20 protein-coding genes and 1 pseudogene are annotated in these 20,924 nt (G+C 48.4%); 15 read left to right on the top strand and 6 right to left on the bottom strand.

Annotation, left to right across the window (positions count from 1 at the left end; genetic code table 11):
* Positions 1–235: 235 nt before the first annotated feature.
* The 6 genes from ACAN56_RS24955 to ACAN56_RS24930 all read left to right on the top strand — a co-directional run bounded on the left by ACAN56_RS24955 (position 236) and on the right by ACAN56_RS24930 (position 5,940).
* Positions 236–2,164 carry an asparagine synthase-related protein gene (locus tag ACAN56_RS24955; RefSeq protein ID WP_379146144.1) on the top strand — a complete coding sequence of 643 codons (1,929 nt, stop codon included), beginning with the start codon at positions 236–238 and terminating at the stop codon, positions 2,162–2,164.
* Between the two features lie 31 nt (positions 2,165–2,195).
* Positions 2,196–2,321 (top strand): paeninodin family lasso peptide, encoded by a 126-nt coding sequence (locus ACAN56_RS24950; protein ID WP_038586022.1) that lies wholly within the window; start codon positions 2,196–2,198, stop codon positions 2,319–2,321.
* 114 nt (positions 2,322–2,435) lie between these two features.
* On the top strand, positions 2,436–3,368 hold the full coding sequence (locus ACAN56_RS24945) for an aldolase (protein ID WP_379146142.1): 933 nt from the start codon (positions 2,436–2,438) through the stop codon (positions 3,366–3,368).
* Between the two features lie 4 nt (positions 3,369–3,372).
* Positions 3,373–3,672, top strand: coding sequence for a lasso peptide biosynthesis PqqD family chaperone (locus ACAN56_RS24940; RefSeq protein WP_038586027.1), 300 nt, complete (start codon positions 3,373–3,375; stop codon positions 3,670–3,672).
* On the top strand, positions 3,669–4,127 hold the full coding sequence (locus tag ACAN56_RS24935; protein ID WP_038586029.1) for a lasso peptide biosynthesis B2 protein: 459 nt from the start codon (positions 3,669–3,671) through the stop codon (positions 4,125–4,127). The genes ACAN56_RS24940 and ACAN56_RS24935 overlap by 4 nt, the downstream gene beginning before the upstream one ends.
* 13 nt (positions 4,128–4,140) lie before the next feature.
* Positions 4,141–5,940 carry an ABC transporter ATP-binding protein gene (locus ACAN56_RS24930; protein WP_379146141.1) on the top strand — a complete coding sequence of 600 codons (1,800 nt, stop codon included), beginning with the start codon at positions 4,141–4,143 and terminating at the stop codon, positions 5,938–5,940.
* Positions 5,941–6,364: 424 nt separating this feature from the next.
* Here the strand turns inward: ACAN56_RS24930 and ACAN56_RS24925 are convergent.
* From ACAN56_RS24925 to ACAN56_RS24910, 4 genes and pseudogenes are all read right to left on the bottom strand, one after another.
* A pseudogene (locus ACAN56_RS24925) lies at positions 6,365–6,484 on the bottom strand (CPCC family cysteine-rich protein); the annotation flags it as partial.
* Positions 6,485–6,511: 27 nt separating this feature from the next.
* A complete protein-coding gene (locus tag ACAN56_RS24920; RefSeq protein ID WP_038586032.1) occupies positions 6,512–7,276 on the bottom strand; it encodes a Nif3-like dinuclear metal center hexameric protein in 765 nt (254 codons plus the stop codon).
* A 1,274-nt stretch (positions 7,277–8,550) separates the two neighbouring features.
* Positions 8,551–9,735, bottom strand: coding sequence for a nucleotidyltransferase domain-containing protein (locus ACAN56_RS24915; RefSeq protein ID WP_379146140.1), 1,185 nt, complete (start codon positions 9,733–9,735; stop codon positions 8,551–8,553).
* Positions 9,736–10,021: 286 nt separating this feature from the next.
* Positions 10,022–10,291 carry a hypothetical protein gene (locus tag ACAN56_RS24910; protein WP_379146139.1) on the bottom strand — a complete coding sequence of 90 codons (270 nt, stop codon included), beginning with the start codon at positions 10,289–10,291 and terminating at the stop codon, positions 10,022–10,024.
* A gap of 576 nt (positions 10,292–10,867) precedes the next feature.
* Between ACAN56_RS24910 and ACAN56_RS24905 the strand changes: the two genes are divergently transcribed.
* From ACAN56_RS24905 to ACAN56_RS24890, 4 genes are all read left to right on the top strand, one after another.
* Positions 10,868–11,773 (top strand): aminoglycoside phosphotransferase family protein, encoded by a 906-nt coding sequence (locus ACAN56_RS24905; RefSeq protein WP_379146138.1) that lies wholly within the window; start codon positions 10,868–10,870, stop codon positions 11,771–11,773.
* Between the two features lie 159 nt (positions 11,774–11,932).
* Positions 11,933–12,373 (top strand): HEAT repeat domain-containing protein, encoded by a 441-nt coding sequence (locus tag ACAN56_RS24900; protein ID WP_038586039.1) that lies wholly within the window; start codon positions 11,933–11,935, stop codon positions 12,371–12,373.
* A gap of 178 nt (positions 12,374–12,551) precedes the next feature.
* Positions 12,552–13,148 carry a hypothetical protein gene (locus tag ACAN56_RS24895; protein WP_379146136.1) on the top strand — a complete coding sequence of 199 codons (597 nt, stop codon included), beginning with the start codon at positions 12,552–12,554 and terminating at the stop codon, positions 13,146–13,148.
* A 74-nt stretch (positions 13,149–13,222) separates the two neighbouring features.
* On the top strand, positions 13,223–14,116 hold the full coding sequence (locus tag ACAN56_RS24890) for a CPBP family intramembrane glutamic endopeptidase (RefSeq protein ID WP_379146135.1): 894 nt from the start codon (positions 13,223–13,225) through the stop codon (positions 14,114–14,116).
* Positions 14,117–14,234: 118 nt separating this feature from the next.
* On the opposite strand, the gene ACAN56_RS24885 is transcribed toward ACAN56_RS24890, so the two are convergent.
* Positions 14,235–15,776, bottom strand: a complete 1,542-nt coding sequence (locus ACAN56_RS24885; RefSeq protein WP_379146346.1) for an acetate--CoA ligase — start codon at positions 15,774–15,776, stop codon at positions 14,235–14,237.
* Positions 15,777–16,456: 680 nt separating this feature from the next.
* On the opposite strand from ACAN56_RS24885, the gene ACAN56_RS24880 reads away from it, so the two are divergent.
* The 3 genes from ACAN56_RS24880 to ACAN56_RS24870 all read left to right on the top strand — a co-directional run bounded on the left by ACAN56_RS24880 (position 16,457) and on the right by ACAN56_RS24870 (position 18,326).
* Complete coding sequence (locus ACAN56_RS24880; RefSeq protein WP_379146134.1) at positions 16,457–16,963, top strand: hypothetical protein; 507 nt, start codon at positions 16,457–16,459, stop codon at positions 16,961–16,963.
* Positions 16,944–17,471 carry a GNAT family N-acetyltransferase gene (locus ACAN56_RS24875; RefSeq protein ID WP_379146133.1) on the top strand — a complete coding sequence of 176 codons (528 nt, stop codon included), beginning with the start codon at positions 16,944–16,946 and terminating at the stop codon, positions 17,469–17,471. Before ACAN56_RS24880 ends, ACAN56_RS24875 begins: the two co-directional genes overlap by 20 nt.
* 159 nt (positions 17,472–17,630) lie before the next feature.
* A complete protein-coding gene (locus tag ACAN56_RS24870; RefSeq protein WP_379146132.1) occupies positions 17,631–18,326 on the top strand; it encodes a stalk domain-containing protein in 696 nt (231 codons plus the stop codon).
* Between the two features lie 92 nt (positions 18,327–18,418).
* Here ACAN56_RS24870 and ACAN56_RS24865 read toward each other — a convergent pair whose 3' ends face one another.
* A complete protein-coding gene (locus ACAN56_RS24865; RefSeq protein WP_076114486.1) occupies positions 18,419–18,544 on the bottom strand; it encodes a DUF4023 family protein in 126 nt (41 codons plus the stop codon).
* 271 nt (positions 18,545–18,815) lie between these two features.
* Between ACAN56_RS24865 and ACAN56_RS24860 the strand changes: the two genes are divergently transcribed.
* Positions 18,816–19,469 carry a TetR/AcrR family transcriptional regulator gene (locus ACAN56_RS24860; RefSeq protein WP_379146131.1) on the top strand — a complete coding sequence of 218 codons (654 nt, stop codon included), beginning with the start codon at positions 18,816–18,818 and terminating at the stop codon, positions 19,467–19,469.
* A gap of 13 nt (positions 19,470–19,482) precedes the next feature.
* Positions 19,483–20,691 carry an Acg family FMN-binding oxidoreductase gene (locus tag ACAN56_RS24855; RefSeq protein ID WP_379146130.1) on the top strand — a complete coding sequence of 403 codons (1,209 nt, stop codon included), beginning with the start codon at positions 19,483–19,485 and terminating at the stop codon, positions 20,689–20,691.
* The last annotated feature ends 233 nt before the right edge of the window (positions 20,692–20,924 follow it).

Below are 20,924 nucleotides of genomic sequence, written 5' to 3'. Positions count from 1 at the left end.
AGAACCCGGTCGGTCAAAAGTGTTATTTTGTCCTACCACAAAAGTCTACTGAGGTCAATACGCTAAAGGATACCTAAAAGTAGTCTTAGGTGCTATTCACAATGAATGGCAATACCGTTATCTTATATATTAAGAAGTGTTCTTTATTAAGAACTATTAAAATATAAACGCTGGAAAACTCCTGCCGGGTTTTAAGAGCCGAGTGGAGATTTTTTATACAGGTGGAGGCCACAAAATGAGCGCAATCGCCGGTATCTGCCAATTGCAGCGCCATAATCTGAATCCTGATCAGGGACCGAGTCTTATGCAGCAGCTGAGCCGTTATCCTGCGGATGATGCCAGGGGCTGGCAGGGTCAGGGGATTTTCCTTGGTTGCCGTGCGCAGTGGATTACTCCACAATCCTTGAACGAAAAGCTGCCGTTTTATGATCCCGAGCGGAGGCTGGCAATTACAGCGGATGCCATTATCGACAACCGCAGCGAGCTGTTTGGGCAGCTTCAGGTGCCCTATGAAGACCGGGACACCATACCCGATAGCTTGCTCATCCTGCTCGCCTACGAGAAGTGGGGAGATCAGACACCCGTTCATCTGGTAGGAGACTTTGCCTTCATGATCTGGGACGAGCGCAAGCGATCTCTTTTCGGAGCCAGAGACTTCTCCGGCAACCGGACGCTCTATTTTCATAGATCCACTGAAAGTTTCGCTTTTTGCACAGTTATTCATCCGCTGCTTTCTATGCCGGGTGTAAGCCATAAGCTGAATGAAGAATGGGTCTCAGAGTTTCTGGCTATTCAGAATAGAGTCGATGCCACGGACTGCTTTTCAACGGTTTATCAAGCTATTGAACAGCTGCCTCCTTCACATTCCATGACCATCACCGGGGAGAAAATTACATTCTCCCGTTACTTTATATTGCAGGCACCGCCTAAACTGCGTCTTGGCTCCAACGGGGAATACGAGGAAGCCTTCCGCGAAGTATTCGGACAGGCGGTCAAAGACAGGCTTCGGACCCATCTTGCCGCCGGTGCCAACCTGAGCGGGGGACTTGACTCCGGCTCGGTAGTCAGCTTCGCTGCTGAAGAACTCCGTCGCCGCGGGAAACCATTGCATACCTTCAGTTATTATCCTGTAGACAGCTTTACCGGTTTTAATCTGGGCAAAAGGGTGGCAGATGAGCGTCCCTTTATTCAGGAGACGATTGATTATGTAGGGAATATTGAGCCGAGCTTTCTGAACTTTCCCGAGCAGAGTCCTTATACCGAGATTGACGAATGGCTGGATATTCTGGAGATGCCCTACAAGTTCATTGAAAATTCTTACTGGCTTAAAGGCATATTTGAACAGGCACAACAGCAGGGACTTGGTGTTCTGCTGAGTGGACAAAGAGGCAATTGGAGTGTTTCCTGGGGACCTGCGCTGGATTATCAGGCCAAGCTGATTCGTGAATTCCGGTGGCTCTCTTTCTACCGTGAGAATAAGCAATACAATCAGTCGATGGAAGCGAACCGCAGAAAGGTGCTGCAGATCGTCAGCAAAAAGGCCTTTCCGTCGCTTGAACGGCTGCTGCCGCGCAAACGGGAGATGCAGCTTGAGCTGATTCATCCCGATTTTGCCAAACGAACGGAGGTCCATGAACGTCTTCGGGAATTCAATATGGATCGTAGACCCTCCTCGCAGACGGTTTATGATATCCGCCAGAAGCATTTTGAGCAGCCGCATATCTGGAATGTCAATGGAACAGTGGCTACCAAGATGTCGCTGAAGTACCGGGTATGGGACCGCGATCCCACGAATGATCTGCGCGTGATCCGCTTCTGCCTGTCCGTGCCGGAGGGACAGTTTGTCCAGAATGGTGTGGACCGTTCCCTGATTCGCAGAGCCATGGAGGGACGTCTGCCGGATGGAGTCAGAATGAACCGGAAGCAGCGCGGGGTGCAGGGAGCAGACGGGATTCTCCGGATGCAGCCGCAGTGGGACAGCTTCCTCGGAGAGCTTCGGGAAATGATTAAGGACCCCCGGACTTCAGCCTACTTGAACAACAATGTGCTTGCGGGATGTTTGGACCGGATTAGTGAGCCTAAACCGGAGATGATTTACAATTCGGAGTTCCGCCTCCTTACACGGGGACTTGTATTTTACCGCTTTCTGAAATCATTATCCTGATAGCAAGACGCCTGAAAGGGGGTGAAAGAATATGAAAAAGGAATACAGCAAGCCTGCTTTGGAAGTGCTCGACGTTAAAATGACTATGGCTGGACCAGGATTTAAACTCGCCGACTCCTTCCAAGATGATCCGGATGAGATCGTGCACTACTCCTAAGACTGCTTTTAGTCGTGCGGCCCTCATCCCCCTATGCTTGCTGAAGGGGGAGAAGGGCTATCTTTTCATCATCACCTTTTAGAACATGTGAATTTACAGGATGGAGTGAATCGTATGGCGAGTATCGTTCAAGGCTTGGCTTATAAAGCATTTGGCCTGCAAATTCATAGTGAATTTCCCTTGCCGGAGCTTCCTCTTACTGACCAGCCGGGGTTGATCGGCAGTGTGTCGGTCATTCAAGAAGACTTGTCGGAGCGTTGGCAGGCCATTCCGAAGATCACACCCAGCCTGGGTGTATCAGGGAACGAAGTTATGTTTGAAGCCAAGGACACCGCTATTTTCTCCATTCGGGACGGCAGTACGATTACAGTGTCACCTGCACCAGGTGCGGACGGCGACTGTGTACGGCTCTTTATTCTGGGAAGCTGCATGGGCGTTCTGCTGATGCAAAAAAAAATTCTCCCTCTTCACGGCAGTGCGCTTGTACTGGACAACAAGGCTTACGCGCTGGTTGGGCGTTCAGGGGCAGGTAAATCGACACTCGCCTCCTATTTGATGGATCAGGGCCACCTGCTGATCAGCGACGACGTTATTCCCGTTATGGTGCAAAATGGACATCCATTAGCAGTTCCAGGCTATCCGCAGCAAAAGTTATGGCAGCAGAGCTTGGACTATTTGGGAATGAATTCGTCCTCTTACCGCCCGTTATTCGAACGTGAAACTAAATTTGCCGTTCCCGTGCATGACCGTTTCCAGGCTGAACCGCTGCCGCTCGCAGGTGTGTTTGAATTGTCGGCGGCCGGAGAAAGTCCGGTAACCCTGCAGACCATCAGCGGCCTGGAACGGTTTCATACTCTATTTAATCACACTTATCAAAAGGCAATGATTGACCGGATTGGGATCCGAGAATGGCATTTTGGCATGTTGGCCTCTTTTGTTAACCGGCTGCCGATGTACCGGCTTACCCGTCCTGAAGCAGGCTTCAGTGCCCCGGCACAAGCTTCGCTTATATATGAAACGATCCAGCATCAAGTGGAGGAGAGATGAACCTATGAATACTACAAATATTTTGTCCCTCGAAACGGTCCTTGTGCAGCGTGAGGGCAATATCGCCAGCGACATGGATGGCGAGAAAGTCATGCTGAATGTGAAGAACGGCAAGTATTACAATTTGGGCGAGGTTGGCGGAGAGATTTGGTCGGCCCTGGCATCACCGGTTACCGTAAGACGGATTGTGGAGACTATTCAGGAGATTTTTGAAGTTTCGGCGGAGCTTGCCGAGCAGGATGTGGTTGCTTTTGTGCAAAGTCTGCTGGATGAGGATCTCGTCGTAAATGTTAGCGGATCATGACAACCCTCCGTCGCATCCGCCTGTTGCTGACCGTTGACAAGGCTGCTGTGGCGCTGATTCCAGAGGCATTATGGAGGCTTTTTCTGGTGAGAATCCAGCTGCTTTTTCCGTTTGCAAGAACGGCTCCACGGCTGGGGATACAGTCTCAGGAGACTTCCGAGGTGTCCAATGCGGCCGATATTCCCCGGATTAAGCATATTACGAAAGCGATTCGTGTCATCAGCCGTTATACTCCCTGGAAGAGTACCTGTATGGTCCGTGCAGTGGCTGGACTACAGATGTTAGAGAGACGCGGGATCGAAAGCACACTCTATATGGGGGTTGCCAGAGATAAGCAAGGTCAAATGATCGCCCATGCCTGGCTGCGCAGCGGAGCTTATTATGTCTCCGGCGATGATGCCATGCAGGGTTTTGTAGTTGTGGAGAAGTTTGCCAAAGTGTTACAAGCCGAGTAATCGAGGTGGGACCATGCAAGCCATAATCTATTACATCCGGCAGCTTCAGCGCTTGTCCGGAGTTAAACTGTACCTTAACCTGCTTGGCATGGTCATCAGCGGACTGCTGGAGAGCTCAGCCATTCTGCTGCTTGTACCGATGCTGGGAATGGCCGGGATTCAGCTAGGCGGAACAGGAGCGGGGTACAGTATACCTATGCTCGGTTTTCTGTCAGAGCTGCCGCAGACGACGGCGCTTGGGATTGTGCTCGGCGGGTATGTCTTTATCGTACTCTGTCAAAATTTGATTTCGCGTTTCGTCGCGGTCCGTAATGTGGAGATTCAGCAGAGCTACAGCCGGCAGCTGCGGTATGATGTTTACAGCGCACTTTTGCGGTCAGAGTGGGCCTTTTTCCTCAAAAAGCGCACCTCGGACCTTATCAACGTAATGACCACGGAAATGGCGAGGGTGCTCGCTGGAATCAGCTGTTTTCTGCAGTTTCTCACCTCGCTCCTGTTCACACTAGTGCAGATCGGCTTCGCCTTCTGGCTGTCCCCTAAGATGACTCTCTCTGTACTGGTATGTGCGGTCCTGCTGTCCTTGTTCTCCCGCAGATTCATCCGCAAAGCCAAGAGGCTGGGCAGTCGCAGCTCCCAGCTCGGCCAGATGTATCTAGCCGGAATCACGGACCAACTGAACGGAATCAAGGATATCAAAAGCAATAATCTGGAGCATTCCCGGTTGGATTGGCTGCATAGGTTTACCGCTGAGGTCAAAAACGAGCAGCTGGACTATACAAGACTGCGCTCGAATTCCCAGCTGCTGTACAAAATGTCGTCGACGCTCCTGATCGCTGCGTTTATCTTCGTGTCATTCCGGTTTCTGCACGCGGAAGGCCCATCTTTCCTGCTGGTTATCCTCGTGTTTGCCCGGCTGTGGCCGACCTTTGCTGCCCTTCAGTCGCTGATGGAGCAGCTCGCCTCTGTACTGCCTTCCTTCAAGCAGCTTCAGGCGCTACAGGAAGAATGCCTGCAGGCTGCTGAACACGGTACGGAAGGGGAAAGTGCGAAGCAAGTTACACCTATGGCTTTGAAGCAAAGCCTGGAAGCCCGGAACGTGAACTTCCGTTATGATCCGCAGGAGCCGCAATATTCGCTCCAGGGGGTAAATGTGGTGATTCCGGCTAACAAGATGACGGCGATTGTCGGACGTTCGGGCGCAGGAAAAAGCACGCTAGTCGATCTGCTCATGGGCTTGATGCAGCCGGAATCGGGCGAGATCTGGGCCGACGGTCAGTCCATTTCAGGAGACAACCTCCTGTCTTACCGGCGCTCCATCGGTTATGTAGCGCAGGATCCTTTTCTGTACAACGCGACGATCCGCGATAATCTGACGATGATCAAACCGGATGCCAGCGAGGAAGAACTGTGGGAAGCGCTGGAGTTTGCTTCTTCGGCCGATTTTGTCCGCAAGCTGCCGGAAGGACTGGATACGCTGATCGGTGACCGGGGCATCCGCCTGTCCGGCGGCGAACGGCAGCGTCTGGTGCTGGCACGAGCGATTATCCGCAAGCCTTCCATCCTGGTCCTGGATGAGGCAACAAGCGCGCTCGATACCGAAAACGAGAAGCGGATTCAGGAAGCGCTCGAGCGGCTAAAGCATTCCGTGACGGTAATCGTGATCGCCCACCGGTTGTCCACCATCCGGGGAGCCGATCAGATTCTGGTCATCGACCAGGGGCGGGTCATCCAGCAGGGCGTGTTCGGCGGGCTGGCCTCAGAAAAAGGGGGCATGTTCAGCCGGTTGCTCAGCAGTCAGGAAGAGGCGATGTAGGCGACGCACAGTTTCGGGTTGAAGCTGGCGAGGCCTGTTGACGACTGGATATCTTAGAGGGATAGATAGATGACAGGGCGAATGGACAAATGGATGAATGACGAATGGATGAATGAACGAATGGATGAAAGAACGAATTGGACGAATGAACGAATGAACGAATAGACAAATAGACAAATAGCATGGCCCCTCTCTACCGAAATCGGCAGGGAGGGGCTTTTGGTGTCACATTTATCAGCCAATTTGGCATGAAGCTTGAAAATGATTGCACTTTGTGCAGCAGAATTCCACCGAAAGCAGGTATATTTCGGTTCTACTGCACTTTGTGCAGTCAAATTTCGAAGAACCGCCTATATGCAGCTATATTTGAGAAATCTAATGTACGAAATACAGTAGAATGCTATTTGAGCTCCAAAAGAAAGGAATCTAGTTGAACGCCATCATCTTCCCAAAAACATATTTCGCAAATATCATAAGTTCCTGGTGGTTTAAGTTCTAAAGTTTTATATCCACAGCATGGACAAGCTCCTTGAATTACGATCATGTTTTCTTTAACTTGCACTTCTATTTATTATCCCGTCACTTCGAAATGTTCTTCATGTAGTTGTAATATTTCTATATCCTTAAATTTCTCTTGAAGTTTTTGAGCAAAAGACTTTACTCCGAATATCTCAGTAAAGGTATGGCTTCCAACAATAATATTCATATCTATGAACTTAGCATATTGAATTGTGTAGAGTGTCTTTTCACCAGTTATGTAAACATCACAATTACTATTCATAGCATCTCTCAACTGATTTGTTCCATTACCTGCACCTGTGACCATACCTATTCTCTTAATTTCTTTGTTATTATTCTTTTGAAAATATATTTTTTCACCCAATAAACAAGTCATTTTTTCTACCAATTTCTCTAATGGTATTGGAGAGTCAAACTCCCCAATACCTATTGCACTATGACCTTCGAAATGACGAGATTGTTGGACGACTTTACTGACTCCTAGCAGTTTAAGTAATGAATTGCATGTTCCAAAATCAATATAATCCAATGGCAAATGAATATAGAAGTGTGCAATATTATGTTCTTTTAATAACTCTATGCACTGCTCCTTCATCCCATAAACAAAATCCCATGCATCATGATGGGTAACTATTAAATGGACATTCTTCTCAGCAGCCTGCAAGACTATCTCAGGAGTAATATTTGTTGCATAACCAATTCTTTCATAATTATTCAATGAAAAATTACAAAAACCATACTCTTCATCTTCTTTAAAGTCTATAAGCAATTGACCAAATAATTCATATATATGTGATCTGAATTGTTGAACAATCATCAGTGTGTCCCTCCATGATTATTTATTATTTCAAGCGGTTTCGCCTAACTCCTAATCCACGCACTCGCATATCCCTCTCATAAAGCTTGATAAGCGAGTTTGCTTAATACCCCTCCGTAGAGTGATAGACGAAGCTATTCATCATCTTCGACTTCCGTTGTCATCAGATCTGTGGACTTTAGATGCAAAGGATATTTTCGATGCTGCCAAGAGGGATGTATCTGAAATACTTATCATTGTGTTCGCCTCTTGTTACTTCAAACTGCCGGTTAGCTTAATGAAGCATCGTCAGTCCAATACTTTATTTTTCAGTCTATATAGATTGAACTTGAGAATATACATTTAGGGAAAAGCGGCGGAGGGGAAGTATGGAATTGGAGGAGTGACAGCGGCCGGAAGTCCAAACATTCTCTATAGTCACGGCCAATCCCAAAATAGAAGAATTATAAGTTCAATCTATATAGAACTTTATTTTCTCCTGACATCTAGTGTATGAAGTACACCAGATTCCTTGATAGTTCTTACTATAAATAGTGAAAATGCTCTCTAAGCCCATCGACGCTATAACAGAGCTCAGCTTCCGCATATGGGCACTGGGTGTTCGACACACACAATTTGGGGCACGCGCAATGCTTACTCACCCAATGCTCGGCACTTATGTATCGGTTTACCCAACGCCCCGCACACGCGGTACTCCGCTCACTCAAAACTCAGTTCACCCAACGCCTCACACACGCGATACCCTGCTCACCCATCGCCACACACATACTTCTCTTGTGCCGTCCTCCGATTAAGCACGCGAAATCATCACTCCGCCGCAATCCCAAGGTTAGCTTATATAGATGAAGGTTTGATTTGGACAGCAGCCGAGTTAGATGTAGTTACTGCAGCTATTTGGTGCCGCGGCGGCCGTTTTTAGGAGTTAGATGTAGTCTGTGCAACTAAAAACAGGAATTTGCTCACTTTTAGCTGAATTCCTCAAAATAGATGTAAGGAGTGCAATTATATCCATATCGAACACGAAAAGCTGTATTATAACTGCACGAAATACAACTAACCAAACAAAGGGTGGAACCCGAACTCCCACCTGTACTCGCACTCGAACCGCACTATGAACTCGAACCGCACTATGAACTCGAATCCGCACTATGAACTCGAACCCGCACTATGAACCCAAACCCAAACCCAAACCACAGGCGTGTATCTCCGTCCACGTTGTACAATTGTATTTGGCCCGCCCTGTAGCAGCTGCCTTATCACACTTATGTAAAAAGTTAATTCTCTTTGCCGGTTAGTTTCCGCCAAGTCCATAAGAAGGGGCGTAGGGGGAAATAAAGAAAATGCAGTGGCTTCGGCAGGGGCAGCGTGTTCTTATCCACCGCATAAGGATAAAGGAAGCCCGCTGCATACAGGAACTGATGCCATGGCGTAAGTATCGCCGGCTGATAATATTTGTAATGCCGCTCCACCTCGGGCTCCAGGGGCGGATTGTGCAGGTTAACCATACGTGCCACATAGAAAAGTGCAAGCTGTGCCAACCGGCGAGCCTTCGGCTTGTCCGTCAACCCGGACAGACCAGGAGCAATCGGCGCTTCCAGCAAATCCGCCGCGAGGATCAAGGCTTGTCCGCCAACGCTGTCGTAATTATAACGCCGGAGCAGCCCGGTCAACACGCCGGCGTCAGGCTCTTGCAGAAGCAGCTGTTTGATATCCAGCAGCCATCTCAGCCTCGACCAGCCATGCCTTGCCCCATGCGCAGCCAGAAACAGGAATAAATCCTCCCTGCCCAAGTAATGGACGTTTTGTCCGAGCTGGCTGCTTGTCCGTGCATGTTTCCAAAGCTCATCAAAATCCGGCTCCTTAGAAGGCCCTGGACTTAATCGCCAATGAACCTCAACCTTGATGTTTTTGGCGGGGTGATTGAAGGTGTTGTGATGTTCGCGCCACTTCCAGTCTCCCAATATGCTCTCGAATTCCTCTTCTTTCACGTAACCGAGAGAGACCAGCAATGCTTCTGTCTCAGTCAGCTGTTCCATCGGCACAATAAAATCGAGGTCACGCGAGGTGCGCAGCGAGATATCACCGTATAAATCCTGTGCAAGCACCGGACCCTTCAGAAACAGAGAACGGATATTCAGCCGGGCAAGCGATTCGCCGATATTCCCCATCTCACCGCTGAGCTGAAGCATCTGGACGGTATTTCTACGGTACTCCCATTTCAAACGCTGGGTAACCAACGACGGTACAGATTCACCTTGCATGCGGCTAAGCTTGGGATATAAAAAAGGATAAACGCGGTGATGCAGCGATAGCCGGATCATCAGCTCCCAGTCGATATCCGCGAACCGCTCCGGATTCCGCTCCGCCATATCATCGATGCTGTCAGCTGTAAGCAGTGCAAGAAGAAGTAATACTTCCTTAGATAAGCTCCTTTTATCAAGGGTATACCGGTCAGTCATAGAGACTCTCCTTAGTGGAATGTGAACAGATCCGTTGGCGGATTTGTTCTATTTAAAGAACGCATTGTGAGCGTAACACCGTCATCCGAAATTTGTCAATTTTTATGTGGATGATGTGTATTGTTCTTGCATTGGACATGTCATTAATTAAACATACAATGTGCAATAGAAGCATGTAAGAAACTCTATGATTGCCCAAATCCACAATGAAAATTCAAACACTGGAAGCGGTCTGTCGGACGTATTTGCCATTCTTCATCTCGTAATAGAGCACACGGTTGCCTCTTTATGGCTGCCGATATCCTTCCCGGGAAAAGAGGTCTGTTCTACCGTTTGCCATAATTCCTTCGATCCATTGTGCGGTATGCTCCACGTTCCAGGCGGCAGCTTCTTCGTGCTCTCCAGAGAGATAGCTGATACGGAGCAGGGAGGAACCCGCTTTTCCGGTTTTGCCCAGATGGGTACGTACGGCCTCCACCCTGTTTATCGTTTCGAGAGGAATGGTTAAGCTTTTGGCCGGAAAATACATCTTGAAGATGAGGGAATCTTTGGTCAAGGCCAGCCAGCCGTTTCCGCGGAATTGACCTGGGCCTAGGGAAGAAAGACCATAGAAGTTAGCTAAACGCTCAGAAAATATGATCTCACAGGCGCTCATCTGCTTCCGTACCTGTAGGAATCTCAAGACTAGTCCGACCAATGCAAGGACCGCAATGCAACCTGCTGCAATAACTGCCGGAATGAGTATCACCTTCTCCTATTTCTTATTTCGAACAGATTAGGGCTGAAGTGAATCCGTCTGCGCAAATATTTTACCACTTTCATCCATTACAGGGGAATGAGATCCTCTACTTTTCGAGTGGGTAATTCTGATTTTGGCCAGTTAATACTGCATTTCCAGTAGCGTCCATTTATGTTAAGATATTTATCCGATGCCACAAGAAGAGGAGAGCGACACTGATGTTGCCTGAACTGGCGAAAAAAATAGTTATAAGTAGAAGCTTGTTTGGGGAATCTCTGTCTTCTAGATTTATCTTATTATCTTAGCGGTTAAAAAAGGTTGAGCCGGATTAGGCTGCTTATGTGTAAACTGGGTTCTTGGAGAGGAACATTAATGCTTAAGGGGGAGAGGGAATTGCATGAGGAACTAAGCGGAATTCACGGGGCGGAATCGTGGACAATCGTTGAACCGGTACTTAAGGGCTGGTCGAAGGATAAAAAGTATTATGTCGAGGATGAGGCCGGGCGCAAGCTGCTGCTGAGGATCTCAGACATTGAAGCCTTCCAACGGAAGCAGGCAGAGCATCAGGTTGTTAAGCTGTTTAATGAGCTTGATTTTCCGATGTCGCGGGTGATTGACTTCGGAACATGCGGCCAAGGCAGGTATACCTATATGCTGCTGACGTGGGTAGAGGGTCGTCCTCTGGAGGACTGTCTGCTTACGCTAACGGCTAAGGAACAGTATGAGCTTGGCGTGGAGGCGGGAAAGATATTGAAGCTGATGCACTCCATCCCGAATAGCAATGACCTTCCTCAATGGGAAGTACAGATGCAGGCGAAGATTCTGGCCCGGATCAAAGAATACGAAGACTGCCCGTATCATTTGGAGGGCGATGAGCAAGCTATTGCTTATGTGAAAGGAAATATCAGGCTTATCCATAATGTGAAAAAGGTCTACCAGCACGGGGACTTTCACATGGGCAATCTCATCTACACTCCTGAAGGCGGGATTGGAGTAATTGACTTCAACCGCTGGGATAACGGTGATTATGTTGAAGAGTTCTATAAGCTGCAGTTTTTTGACAGAGACCGGAGCGTTCCGTTTGCCGTAGGCAAGCTTGAAGGATATTTCGAAGGGACGCCTCCAGAGGAATTTTGGAATAGGCAGGCGCTGTACGTGGCCTACAGCTCGCTTTTTTCGATTAAGTGGTCGATCCCCTTTGGGGCAGCCGACATTGAAAGCATGATGACCCGCGGCAGGATGGCGCTGGAGGATTATGATTATTGCAGTAGAGTCATTCCGCGCTGGTATCAGGCATAAGGCACATCGAAGATGCCTGCAATCTATAGAAGACGAAGGCGATTCTGCAGGATTTTTTTTTACGGCGTATTAATGTTTGGCCAAAAGATTGAAATCAAGGAGTGCAGTACGGTAGAATTGCACTATCAGCAGATTTAACCAAGAAGGGGATTGTATCGTTTGAATAATGAAGAAGTGAACCAAGAGCTGCCCGAGAATTACGAGGAGCTGAAGAAAGCCGCCGGCCGTTCGGCGGATTGGAGAGCGCGTCTTGCTGCAGTGGAAGAGCTGGGACAGACGAAGCACAAACAAATTATCGATATTCTGAATCGCCTGATGATTAGCGATCCTGTATATACCGTTCAAGAAGCTGCGTATGAGAAGCTGAAAGCCTTCGGCGAAGATGTGAAGGTGCCGTCGAAGAATAAGGCAGAGCTGTTCAGAGGCGTATCCAAGATTGCGCTGCGCATCAAGAAGAGTCTCCCTAAAGACCATTCGTATGAAGAGTTCAAGGAAAAGCTGAAGAAGATGAGAATCGATGTCTACGATGCTTACGAAGGTGAGAAGGGCGAGGATTTCGATCAATGGCTGGAGAAGTTGTGGATTTCAGCGACGAAATAGTTAGCAGTAATATAGCGGGGAGCCAAGGACTGGACAAGTCCTTGGCTCTTTCGTTTTTAGTTCCAGCCGCTCACTCCATTGCTAAGCCCGGCGGATATATAGTAAGGTGGCAAGAGGAAGAGAACGGAACATTGCAGCAGCAATCTTTTCCTATATCAATTACACAAAGGATGACAACATGAACACTAACCCATCAACCGAACCGCTCTTTGAGCAATTTCAGGAATTTCTTAAGCTCTCCGGGGAATTGCGCCCCAATTATATTGCCAGCCTGGGAAGCCGTCCGGAAGACGGTAACTCTTCAATCAGCAGTATCGTACCCGAAGTGCCGGAGCTTCTAAAAGTAATCTACAGCACGGTTTCCGGTACTGGCAGCGATGAGGAAGAACCGAGCCTGATTGAGTTCATACCGGGATACAGGCTGATTCATATCAAGGAATATAAGCAGGAAATGCAGGTGCTGGCAGGCATTCTGGAGGAGAAGGGCCACCGGACAGACGGAGTGATTCTTCCGATCTTGACCAATTACGGCAGCGACTTTATTTGCTACTACCGGTCCACTGACGGAACGGAGCGGATTTGCGACCTGCTGCATGACTACGGCGACCTGGTTGTGATGTATGATTCACCGCAGAAATTTCTGGAGACGTTATGCGAATTCTATAAGCAGGAAGTTTATTTTTTAGATGAGGAAGGTTATCTCGACTGCGATTTGGTCAAAGAAGGCGAGGTAGGTGCAGCCCTCAATCCGGCTGCGGAATATTGGGCGGAATAATCCAAATCTGTTGCAGGTTTTCTTCCTTTTTTACCGTCTAATGGACAGACTGGTAAAGGGAAGGTGCAGGTTAGATGCATAATCTATTTAGAAATAAAAACCGCCAAATCAGAGCAGGATGGGAGATACTGCTGCTGACAGCGGCAATATTTGCTATTACAATGATTGTCTCATTTGGGGTCTCGCTGCGGGTGGATTCCCGGCAATGGTTCGACCAGGACGGCTGGGTGCGGATATTCAAATCAAATGGTCTTTATATGTTGATCACCGTATGGTTTACGGTACGTGTCCTGCATAAACTTCCCTTAATCTCTATTGGACTCCCGCGGCCTGACGGAGCCAGATTCATTCAAGGATTCATTAGCGGAATGCTACTCTTGACATGTATTTCTCTGCTGCTGTGGGGGTTCGGCTCAGCAACCTTTCAGGGGGAGTGGGCCAACCCTCAATTTATGCGGCTAGATATGGTTGATCTGGTCATCACCGCAGTCATAGCTGGAATCTGCGAAGAAATTCTGTTCAGAGGATTTATTCAGCATCTGCTGGCTAGTCGCGTGGGCCTTTATTGGGCCGTAGCCATCACCTCAGTACTGTTCTCACTGGCGCATATGGCCAATCCGGGCTACAACGGGATATGCTTTCTTAATATTGTGTTGATAGCCCTTATCTTCTCAACGATGGTCATCCGGACAGGAAACTTATATTTTGCGATAGCCCTGCACATCTCGTGGAATCTGTTTCAAGGGTATGTACTGGGCATCGCAGTCAGCGGAAATACACCACATGGGTTGTATTCGCTGAAATTAACGGGTGCCGATTGGATGACCGGAGGAGATTTTGGAGTAGAGGGAAGTATTGTAACAACGCTTGTGCTTGGGTTGGTTTTTGTTTTTATGCTATTGGCTGTCAAACGCGGAGCGGGGATGAGGAATACGATGGGCAAGGGTTTCGGTTCAGTTAATCGTTGATGTCGCAGTGAGTTAAGCGGTGCGAATGATAAAAAAGATACTGTACCTGCAACAAAGAGCAGCCCGGATCCGGGCTGCTCTTTGTTAGGTTTACACACTGATACGATACTTAAATCCATTACCCCTGCACAGACCGCTTCTCCTGCTCCCGCAGCTCAATTCTCCGTATTTTGCCGGAAGTAGTCTTCGGAAGATCTGTGATGAACTCAATTTTGCGCGGATATTTATAAGGGGCTGTCATTTCCTTGACATGACTCTGCAATTCCTTAATCAGCTCTGGTGTGCCTGCGCTATTGTCCTTCAGTACGACAAAGGCTTTTACGATCGAGCCGCGGATCTCGTCAGGGCTGGCCACAACTGCGCATTCTTTAACCATGGCATGCTTCATCAGGGCTTCTTCTACTTCAAAAGGGCCGATGGTATAGCCTGAGCTGATGATGATATCGTCTCCCCGGCCTTCAAACCAGAAATAGCCATCCTCATCTTTGCGCGCCCGGTCTCCGGTGACAAAATACTCCCCGTGGGAGCAATTCGCCTTGCGTTCAGGGTCTTTGTAATAGTTCTTGAACAGGGCAGGCATGCTCAAATGCACGGCGATATCGCCGACAACACCCGCAGGAACCGGCTGCCCTTCCTCGTTAATCACCTCGACAATGCCCGGCGCGATGGATTGGCCCATGGACCCGACACGGATAGGCTGATCCTTCAGCGCAGCGATGATCAGCGTGCTTTCCGTCTGGCCATAGCCGTCGCGGATGGTAATGTCGAAATGCTGTTGGAAGGTGCGGATGACCTCCTCGTTCAGAGGTTCGCCGGCGGATACGGCACAACGCAGTTTGGACAGGTCATATTGCGGCAGCCCTTCCGTTTTGGCCATTAAACGGTATTCCGTCGGAGTGCAGCATAATACCTGAATGGCTTGATCCTGAAGCAGCTGCAGATACCGGTCCGGATGGAATGGACCATTGTAGACAAAACCAGTGGCTCCATTGCCGAGCACACTTAAGAACGGACTCCAGATCCATTTTTGCCAGCCCGGTGCTGCAGTTGCCCAGACGGTATCTGATTCGCGGATGTCCAGCCAGAGGGACGAGGTGATCCGCAGATGCGCATATCCCCAGCCATGTGTATGAACTACGGCTTTAGGGTTGCCGGTAGTGCCGGAGGTATAAGCAAGGATGGCAATATCGTCGCGGCGGCTGGCTACGGCCGGGAAAGTATCCGGCTTGTCCGCCATAAGGCTCTCCAAACTGATCCAGCCTTCACCAAGGTCATCTTCATTTCCGGATACGGAGAGACGGTAATCCAAGGCCGGCAGATCTTCGGCGATTTTGTTAACTTCTGCGGTAACTTCAGACCAGACGATTACAGCTCTCGCTTCCGAATGGCGCAGGCGGTAGGATAAATCCTTCGCCCGGAGCATCTCGGAGGAAGGGATAACGGCGAGCCCGAGCTTCAGGCAGGCGAGATAGATTGCGTAGGCAATAATGCGGCGCGGAACCATGACCAGCACGCGGTCACCTTGTTGAAGTCCGAGTTCTTTAAGGCCGCCGGCAAGCCGGTTAGCTTGTCCTAGCAGCTCCCCGTAGGTAATTTCCTCGTACCCGCCGTCCTCATGCAACCATTTAAGCGCAATCTTATCGGAAGGATGCTGTTCCATTTCCGAAGTCAGATTGTAGAATTCCGGTGCGATCCAATGCTGATTGTCCAAATGAACCTCTCCTATATAAACGTAATGGTATATCCATACTCTATAGTATAGCACTTTACTTAGTACCAGATGCTAATTAGAGGTAATGAGAAGGTGGGTAAGAGAAGGTTCTGTGACTATTTTGTTATAATGCCTATAAAAAGGATGACGGCCTGAGAGAAACGATCATAGAATTAATGTTTGTGTATAGTACCTTGGGGCAGGGTGAGCAGGATTATGATTCGCTTGGGGCCAGCAGAATATGCTCGGCATTTGCGCAGGCTTGAGAGTTATTCGCAGATCCGTGCTCTGGTTATCCCCTCCTGAGCGAAGCGGAAGCCTGGATTTAGGTGTATCGCCATCTGCAGTTGCATTACAAAGACATCTGAGAGGAGAAAAATGTAATTTATAGTCATAATTTGAGGAAAATTATCAAAATTGAGACTATTCAAGCTTTGTAAGACTTATAATATATAGATTAAAGAACTTCACGAAAGATAAGGAGACTCCAGCATGCTTTTTAAACCGATCCCTCTTATAACGGGATTCTTAACAATGTCCTGCTTATTGTCAGCCTGCAGTAGCCAGCCAGCGGCTGCCGGTAATCTTTCAGCTGATTCTTCGTCCATTTCGTCACCTTTCGTTTCACGGTGGCCCAAGCTAATCCTGGCGCTTCCGTCATACCGGCTGTTCCCGGACCGTCTAACTCAGCGGCGGAATCAAATGCACTTTCTATTCAATTAAAAGGAACAACTTATTTCTTCCCAGGCCACAATGTTGCGACGAAGCGTTATAATTTTGCGGCGGCAACCTCAACCGGGATCGTCTGGTCACCTGCTCCCCCAATGGAGGGGGAAGGTACTGATCCGGCTGGTATTCCGCTGGAGCCTTTCACCATTTATCTTAGCGGTCCGGCGGATAATATTGAGATTCTCTCCTTTCGTGCCGCAGGCGGTTACTTCTATAGTTGGGGAATCGAGGAACAGGACAAGCTATATGTATCGGTGAGCCAGCGTCCTGACGGCGATGGCAGCTATGAATATGAGGTATATGTATATTCCTTTGAACAGGAACGGAAGACGCAAATGAAACAGTTTATGTTAGATACACACTTTATTAGAAAGCAGGCAGTTGATTATGGGCCCTACAACCTTTGATGAGATATTTGGTATTATGAAATCTTCTTTTCCAGTGAATGAAATCAGAACCTACAGCGGGCAGCGATCTTTGCTGCATAACCCTAACTACCGCCTGTTCACTGAGCAGGATGCCAAGGGGAGGACGCTCGCCTTTTTGGCGGCGTGGGAGTTTCCGGCTCTGCGTTTTGTCGAGCATATAGCGGTAGATCCCGGCATCAGGGGAGGAGGACTCGGCAAAAAGCTGATGCTCAATTATATCGGCCGTTCGGACATTCCTATTCTGCTGGAGGTAGAGCCGCCAAGCGGGGAACTGGAGCAGCGGAGAATCGGGTTTTATGAGCGGCTTGGCTTTCACCTCAATGCCTATGAGTATAACCAGCCGCCGCTCCGTACAGGACAGGCTGTTCTGCCGCTGCGCATTATGACGTATCCCCGCCCGATAAACCGGGAGGAATTCCATCGGTACAGGGAAATCCTGTACACTGAGGTGTATAAAGTTACAGCACCAGGCAGCCGTCCATACTGATTCTTCCCATAAACAGCCCGCGCTATCGCTAAGATAGGCGGGCTGTTCTGCTTGGAAATCCTTCTTTACAATCCGGATACAAGTTAGAAACAAGTTCATGATTAAATTGAACTATAGCAAAGGACATAACAAACCAACTCGCAAGGGAGACGATATTCAATGAAAAGCAAAAAAATGATCATAGCAACGATGGTATTCGGTATGGCGGTTACGGGCTCGGCAGGTGTGTACGCAGGAACAAATCTGCAAAAGATTAGTGCCTATCTGAACCACAGCATTGGCTTCCAGGTAAACGGAGCGGCTTATACGCCGGTAGACGGTAATGGCAAAACACTGGCTCCTATTACTTATAATAATACGACTTACTTGCCTGTACGTGCGATGGCGGATGTGCTGAAGGTGCCGGTGGCCTTCGACGCCTCATCCAACCAGGTGATCCTGGGTACCAATAACAGCTCAGCTGTTACGTTGGCCGCCGTTCCATACAGCGCTGAGCAAAAACAGGAGATCACCAAGGCATTCGCAAACTTCCAGGGTTTTGAGACTGCTTATGCTCCACTCAAAATGACCAGCGGAGATACTTTCCAGAAAGTTGACGGCAGCGGGGATGGGGTAAGCTTCCTGTTCAAACATATGAGAGTGGTTATTTCTCCCCGTGATTACTCTGATTCGTATGATGGAACTACAGTGAAGCTGTCGAACGGAACGGAAGGCAAATGGTACACACCTAGTGATCTTGCGATGATGACCTTCAAAGTAGCTGACCGCTATGTCACCATCAGTTCCCCGGATAAATCGTTGAGTAAAGCACAGTTGGAGAATGTAGCCGTAAGCGTGGCGAAACTGAGCAAGTAAGCACCAGTACTTCGGATCTAAGGTCAATAAAGGTCTTCGGCAAAAAAAGAGGATGTCTGTCAAAGCCACTCGCTTTGCAGACATCCTCTTGTCTATTTATTCGTACTATGTTGTATATTGGGCAGCTTCGATTCGGGTGACCCTTTCCCCCGGCGTTTGTTCTTCTCCGCCTTCCGCTGATTCTCCTGAAACTTCTCCACAAATTCGTGAGTATTCATGCTGAACCTCCTAAAAGTATTGTGAGCATCCGCTTCTCGGGTCCACTTCGTACATAACTTGCTTCGGAAGCATAGGCCTTAACCAACCTGCTGTTTGTTACTGTAACCATATAGGCGTCAAATCATTCACGTTGAGCGGTAAGTGTCTGTTCAACATGCAGTTGGTCTTTTCTGGAGCAATCCAATGGTTGACAAAACATTTAAAATGGAGCAAAGTAAACTAATAGTTTACTTAACAACACTGCAGTGTAATATGGGGGCGGAAAAACCATTGGGAATCGATCAACGCAGGGAGAAGGAAAAACAGATCCGCCGAAATGACATCCTGGAAGCGGCGGAGCATGTCTTTTTTGCCAAAGGATACAATCAGGCGACCATGGACGATGTGGCTAAAGCGGCTGAGTTCAGCAAAAGAACCGTATACGTGTATTTCAACAGCAAGGAGCAAATCTATTTTGAAATTATGATTCGGGGCTATAGGCTGATGATCGGTTTGCTGAAGCAGAAGATCCAGAATGCAGGCGCAGTTACAGTTACAGCTATAGAGAGTCTGAGGCAAACGGGAGATGTTTTTTACAGCTTCAGCAGGCAGCATCCGGAATACTTCAAAGCCATTATTGAATATGAGACCGCAGAGATCGATTTTGAGAGTGGGGTGACGGACGAGGCGAGGGATGAATGTTATGCCCTGGGTGAAGAAATGACGGAATATTTGGTTGGACTTTTGCGTCAGGGAATGGATGAGGGGGAGATCCGAAAGGACCTGGATGTGGTAAAAACAGCGCTTGTACTTTGGTCTTGTGTAATTGGTGTGCTGAATACTGCACATAAGAAGGAAAAATACATCCGCCACATGCATTCTACAACACCGGATGAGCTGGTTTCGGCAGCATTTACTCTCATGCTTGAGTCTATCCGTAACTAAAGGGGGAGAGAACGTGAAAGGGATAAGGTGGAGAAGAGGGGTGATTCTCATTCTTTCAGCGATTGGCGTTTTGCTTGTCATAACTTTTGCTTCATTAATGTTCATTAGCGGATTCTTCCGGGAGCAGAAGTATCTGCAGCCTTGGAAGCCAAGCTACTCTGCTGCAATCACGGACCCGAGGGTGCAATTGGCGGCACTTGGGCTTTTGGCTGCCAGCAGCCACAACATGCAGCCTTGGAAGATCAAATTGGACAGCGGCAATCCGCTGAAGTTTGCTCTGTATGCGGATAGTGAACGTTTATCGCCTGCAGTTGATCCATATGCGCGGCAGTTAATGGTTTCGCAGGGAACTTTTTTAGAATATGTCAGGGTTGCTGGAGAAGAACTGGGTTATGAGACAACGATTGAGCTGTTTCCGGAAGGTGACTATGATGAGAAGAGACTTGTGCAGAGTATGCGTACCAAACCTGTAGCGGTCATCACTCTCACCAGAATGAACTCCGTGAGCCATCCGCTCTACACGTATTTATTCCTTTCGGACACCAACAGAGGGGCTTACCGATCGGATGCACTGCGTGCCGAGCAGGTGGATGAGCTGCAGGGTCTTCAAGAGAATAAGGATATTTCCATAAAAATTGTTCAAGATCCGGATAATAAGAAGCGGCTCGCAAAATACATAACAGAAGCATCTATTGTTGAGGCGGGCGTCGAGCCTGTCATGGAAGAGTCTGCAAGGATATTCAGATCTAATGAAAAAGAGAAGAATAAATATCGTTATGGCTTCTCCGTAGAGGGGCAGGGAACGGATGGGCTTATGCGTCATATGCTGCAAGGTCTGGTTACACTGTTTCCTTCGCTGAACAAGGGAGAGGCTGCTTCCAAGCAATTCATCACATCGACTGAAACTTCCGTAAACAATACGCCTGCCTTTGCCATGATTCGTTCTGCCGACAACAGCCGTTTGAGCCAGGTCCGCAGCGGAATGTTATACAGCAGGCTGGTTCTGTCCGCTCACCGTTTGGGCCTTGCCATACAGCCCTTAAGCCAGGCGTTGGAGGAATATCCCGAAATGAGCCGGCTATACAGCGATATTCACCGCAGTTATGCAGCGGATGGAGAGACCATTCAAATGCTCGTACGTATCGGTATTCCAGTAAAGGGAGCGCCTTTAAGCTTGAGAAGAGATGTGCACGAACTGCTAATCAGCGAATCTTCAGAATAATAAAGCTGAAAAGGGGGAATATAAATAAAGTGTTGCATTGTTCTGAAATACATGATATATTCTATTTCTGGCCGCGAAACATCAACGCCGGGCTCGAAAAAGAAGTTGAAAAAAGAGCTTGCATTGATCGGCTGGATGTGATATATTATAAGAGTTGCTGGTGACGAGATAATCGACACTGACAACGAGCTTGATCTTTGAAAACTGAACAACGAGTGAGTATGGAAATCACG

Origin of the sequence: Paenibacillus paludis (genome assembly GCF_042610515.1) — a bacterium.
Classification (GTDB): Bacteria; Bacillota; Bacilli; order Paenibacillales; family Paenibacillaceae; genus Paenibacillus_AQ.
Note: the sequence above shows the minus strand (reverse complement) of the source record. Positions and strands in the feature narration are given on the sequence as shown.

Excerpts from the sequence above, each read along its gene's own strand:
- ACAN56_RS24890 (WP_379146135.1), top strand. The coding sequence starts at position 13,223 with ATGCATAATCTATTTAGAAATAAAAACCGCCAAATCAGAGCAGGATGG.
- ACAN56_RS24955 (WP_379146144.1), top strand. The coding sequence starts at position 236 with ATGAGCGCAATCGCCGGTATCTGCCAATTGCAGCGCCATAATCTGAAT.
- ACAN56_RS24895 (WP_379146136.1), top strand. The coding sequence starts at position 12,552 with ATGAACACTAACCCATCAACCGAACCGCTCTTTGAGCAATTTCAGGAA.
- ACAN56_RS24865 (WP_076114486.1), bottom strand. The coding sequence starts at position 18,544 with ATGAATACTCACGAATTTGTGGAGAAGTTTCAGGAGAATCAGCGGAAG.
- ACAN56_RS24950 (WP_038586022.1), top strand. The coding sequence starts at position 2,196 with ATGAAAAAGGAATACAGCAAGCCTGCTTTGGAAGTGCTCGACGTTAAA.
- ACAN56_RS24885 (WP_379146346.1), bottom strand. The coding sequence starts at position 15,776 with ATGGAACAGCATCCTTCCGATAAGATTGCGCTTAAATGGTTGCATGAG.
- ACAN56_RS24870 (WP_379146132.1), top strand. The coding sequence starts at position 17,631 with ATGAAAAGCAAAAAAATGATCATAGCAACGATGGTATTCGGTATGGCG.
- ACAN56_RS24940 (WP_038586027.1), top strand. The coding sequence starts at position 3,373 with ATGAATACTACAAATATTTTGTCCCTCGAAACGGTCCTTGTGCAGCGT.
- ACAN56_RS24875 (WP_379146133.1), top strand. The coding sequence starts at position 16,944 with ATGGGCCCTACAACCTTTGATGAGATATTTGGTATTATGAAATCTTCT.
- ACAN56_RS24930 (WP_379146141.1), top strand. The coding sequence starts at position 4,141 with ATGCAAGCCATAATCTATTACATCCGGCAGCTTCAGCGCTTGTCCGGA.
- ACAN56_RS24920 (WP_038586032.1), bottom strand. The coding sequence starts at position 7,276 with ATGATTGTTCAACAATTCAGATCACATATATATGAATTATTTGGTCAA.
- ACAN56_RS24935 (WP_038586029.1), top strand. The coding sequence starts at position 3,669 with ATGACAACCCTCCGTCGCATCCGCCTGTTGCTGACCGTTGACAAGGCT.
- ACAN56_RS24945 (WP_379146142.1), top strand. The coding sequence starts at position 2,436 with ATGGCGAGTATCGTTCAAGGCTTGGCTTATAAAGCATTTGGCCTGCAA.
- ACAN56_RS24915 (WP_379146140.1), bottom strand. The coding sequence starts at position 9,735 with ATGACTGACCGGTATACCCTTGATAAAAGGAGCTTATCTAAGGAAGTA.